This window comes from Thalassospira sp. UBA1131 (genome assembly GCF_002311515.1).
Lineage (GTDB): Bacteria > Pseudomonadota > Alphaproteobacteria > Rhodospirillales > Thalassospiraceae > Thalassospira.
On the sequence record NZ_DCAO01000065.1, the window covers coordinates 77,658 to 81,046 of the forward strand.

The 3,389-nt window shown below is 56.8% G+C and carries 4 protein-coding genes; all 4 read right to left on the minus strand.

Going from position 1 to position 3,389, the window contains the following annotated elements; all coding sequences use genetic code 11:
* Positions 1–419: SDR family NAD(P)-dependent oxidoreductase (locus tag B3Z49_RS10220; RefSeq protein WP_296990547.1), on the minus strand; the 419-nt coding region annotated here is incomplete at its 3' end.
* A 247-nt stretch (positions 420–666) separates the two neighbouring features.
* Positions 667–1,839: an acetyl-CoA C-acetyltransferase gene (locus B3Z49_RS10225; RefSeq protein ID WP_120224322.1), complete on the minus strand. Its 1,173-nt coding sequence runs from the start codon at positions 1,837–1,839 to the stop codon at positions 667–669.
* Between the two features lie 312 nt (positions 1,840–2,151).
* Positions 2,152–2,592: a DUF411 domain-containing protein gene (locus tag B3Z49_RS10230; RefSeq protein WP_296990548.1), complete on the minus strand. Its 441-nt coding sequence runs from the start codon at positions 2,590–2,592 to the stop codon at positions 2,152–2,154.
* 41 nt (positions 2,593–2,633) lie between these two features.
* Positions 2,634–3,389: multicopper oxidase family protein (locus tag B3Z49_RS10235; RefSeq protein WP_296990550.1), on the minus strand; the 756-nt coding region annotated here is incomplete at its 5' end.

Here is a 3,389-nt window from a genome sequence, read left to right on the forward strand (position 1 = left end):
CCGGCCTGGCCGTTGATCGAGGAAATATTGACGACACGGCCAAAGCCGCGTGCACGCATGCCTTCAAGAACCGGTTTGGTCATGTAAAAGAGCGAGCTCAGGTTGGTGTCGATCACCGCGTTCCAGTGCTCGGTCTCCATCTTGTGCATGAAACCGTCGCGGGTGATGCCGGCATTGTTGATCAGAATATCAATCGGGCCGACTTCGGCTTCGACCTTGGCGATGCCAGCGGCACACGCATCGGCGTCGGCCACACTCCATTTATAGGTCGCAATGCCGGTTTCATCGGTGAAGGCCTTGGCGGCCTCGTCATTGCCAGCATAGTTCGCCACAACGGTGTAGCCCGCGTCCTTGAGTGACAGACTGATTGCCCTGCCGATCCCGCGTGTTCCACCGGTTACCAGTGCTGTTTTTGTCATGGTCGCCTCCCTAAACTTCGTTCATCAAACGTGTCATCATCGCGATTTCCGTAGCTTGCCCTTCTACGACTTGCGTAACTTTAATCCATAAATTGCGTTATATACGTAACTTTATTACTTCTCCATCCTCGAATTCTACAAAAGCGCTTAGTCTTTCGTCGCACTGCAGCAAATTCTGCATCAATGCAAACGGGGCATCCCCATTAAGAGGACGCCCCACATATGTTATTTTCCGGCAAAAGGTCGCTTAGCGTTCAACGCAAAGCGCAACCCCCATACCACCACCAATGCAGAGCGTCGCCAGACCTTTTTTGGCATCGCGTTTCTGCATTTCATGCAGCAATGTCGTAAAGACACGGGCGCCGGAGGCACCGATCGGATGGCCGAGCGCAATCGCACCACCATTGACGTTGACCTTATCGGTATCCCAGCCCATGTCGCGGTTAACCGCAATCGCCTGGGCGGCAAAGGCTTCGTTGGCTTCAATCAGGTCAAGGTCGGCTGCCGACCAGCCGGCCTTTTCAAGCGCCTTTTTCGAGGCCGGGATCGGGCCGGACCCCATGATCGCCGGATCAACACCCGCCGTCGCCCAGCTTTTGATCGTCGCAAGCGGGGTCAGGCCACGCTTGGAGGCCTCAGCCGCCGACATAACGACAAGGGCGGCCGCGCCATCATTGATGCCCGATGCGTTACCAGCCGTCACCGTGCCTTCCTTATCAAAGGCCGGGCGGAGTTTGGCCATGCCGTCGACGGTGGCACCGTGACGCGGATATTCGTCAGCATCAAAGATGGTTTCACCCTTGCGATGCGCGATGGTCACCGGGGCAATTTCATCATTGAAGCGACCGGCTTTCTGGGCGGCCTCAGCCTTGTTCTGGGAGGCGGCGGCGAATTCATCCTGCTCTTCGCGGGAGATGCCCCATTTCTTGGCAATGTTTTCGGCGGTGTTGCCCATGTGATAGCCGTTGAACGCACACCACAGGCCGTCCTTGATCATGCTGTCGATGAATTTGACATCGCCCATTTTGTGCCCGGCGCGCAGATGCGCGACATGGGTTGAAAGCGACATGTTTTCCTGACCACCGGCAACGACGATATTGGCGTCCCCGGTCATGATCTGCTGTGCCGCAAGGGCAACCGTGCGCAGGCCCGAACCGCAAACCTGGTTGATCAGAAACGCGGTTGTACGATCAGAGATGCCCGCACCGATGGCGGCCTGGCGTGCCGGGTTCTGCCCCTGACCACCTGTCAGGACCTGACCAAGGATCACTTCGTCAACAGCATCGCCTTCGACACCTGCGCGTTCGAGTGCAGCCTTGATGGCAATAGCACCCAGATCGTGCGCCGGTGTATTGGCCAGCGTGCCACTGAATGCGCCGATTGGTGTCCGTGCGGCACCCACAATTACGACGTCGGTCATGAGATCCTCCGATTAATCCTGATTACGTTTCCAAAGATCGGGCGAAGGTCGTTACGAGCCTTGCTCAGATCCTGCCTCAATCTTACCGCGCCGCAGCAAATTTCCAAGCGCTGATACCTACCACTTTCGGGTCAGTCGAATATGTACAACTTGCAAGCGAGGAGCATCAAAGGACTCCCAGCAGGCGATACATAGAGTGTGTGCCTATAGCGGCGAGATCGCAAGCCCTGTGCGCAACTTTAAGGGCAATGTCACGCATAATTTCGCCTTATAAGGCCCGGCCCCTTCACCGGAGCCGGGCCTTACAGGCGGTTAGCGGATGTCGTAGACCTCGGCGGTGTTGTCCTTGATCTGATAGACTTCGAACGGGGCATTCTTGACCCCGCCCATACCGGGCGAGCCCATCGGCATGCCTGGCAGGGTATATGCCTTGGCCTCAGGGCGTTCTGCCAAGATGCGGTCGATGGTTTCAAACGGGACATGACCGGAAATGGCGTAGCCTTCGATCATGGTCAGATGGCAGCCCTGCATTTCTTCGGGAATCCCCATCATGTGTGACATCTGAACAACCTGATCGCTTTCGATCACTTCGACCTCATAGTCCCGCGCGACAAGATAATCGGCATAGATCGCACAGCAGCCGCAATTGGGATCCTTGTAGACTTTTGCCTGCAGTGGATTGGCGTGGCTGTGGCCGGTCAAACTCATCGTTGCCAGGCCTAGGGTCAGCATAAATGCAAAGAAACGTTTCATGGTTTTGATCCTGTCGTTTTTCGATTGCAGCATTGGGGCGGTCAGGCGGTCCGGATGAAGCCGGACATGCCGCCAAATTTGTGTTCGAGAATGTGACAATGAAGCATCCAGTCGCCGGGATTGTCGGCAACAAAGGCGATTTCGGCCTGTTCTGCCGGGGCAAGAAGGACGGTATCCTGCCATTCCTGATAGCGGGTCGGTTGCCCGTCGCGTGAAAGCACCCGGAAGGCATGACCATGCAGGTGGATCGGGTGATACCAGGCCGTCGCGTTGGTCACGGTCACGACACAGCTTTCCCCGCGGCCAAGTGAAAATAGCGGGCCAAGCTCATCCCGTTCAGGATCGCGGCCATTGACCATCCAGATGCCACCGCCGGTCATCATGCCCATCATCGACTGCGCCATACCACGCACTTCACCAAGGAAGCCTGCATCAATCTTGCCGGTTTCGACAAGATGACGCAGCACACCACCGCCCATCATGCCGCCGGTATAAAGCAGCTGTTCACGCCGGGCATTTTGCAGATCGGGTTCCGGCAACGGGTTATCGGGCAAGGTCATGCTGGTTTGCGCAACATCACTGCGCAGCGGATCCCCAGCAACCCGAAGGTTTGCCAACGGGTTTTCTAGCCCGTCATAAAAACGGTCGATCAGGGAAAACTGGCCACTGGCATCGGGCGGGACATCAACAATAAAATCAGCCCGCATGCCCGGTGCGAACAAAAAGACCGGCAGGTCTGGCACATGCGGTGTGACCGGATGACCATCAAGGGCAATCAGATGCGGTGCCAAACCCGC